The following is a 256-nucleotide window of genomic DNA, read 5'->3' on the forward strand; positions in this document are numbered from 1 at the left end:
CAGAGCTTTGAAAATTAAATTATATTTTAATTGCCCATTGCTTTTTTGAGGTTTTCATCAATTTTATCGAGGAAACCTGTTGTAGAAAGCCATTTTTGTTGAGGTCCAATTAAAAGAGCGAGATCTTTGGTCATAAAACCTGCTTCAACGGTTTTAATACAAACTTCTTCCAATGTTGTGGTAAAGTTCTTTAATGCTTCATTGTTATCGAGTTTAGCACGGTGCGTCAGTCCACGTGTCCATGCAAAAATAGATG

1 pseudogene is annotated in these 256 nt (G+C 35.2%); it reads right to left on the reverse strand.

Annotated features, from left to right (window positions below):
* Window positions 1-26: 26 nt before the first annotated feature.
* A pseudogene (locus ACFINK_RS09430) lies at window positions 27-256 on the reverse strand (NADP-dependent isocitrate dehydrogenase); the annotation flags it as partial.

The organism is Bartonella sp. AA16NXGY (assembly GCF_042197325.1).
Lineage (GTDB): Bacteria > Pseudomonadota > Alphaproteobacteria > Rhizobiales > Rhizobiaceae > Bartonella.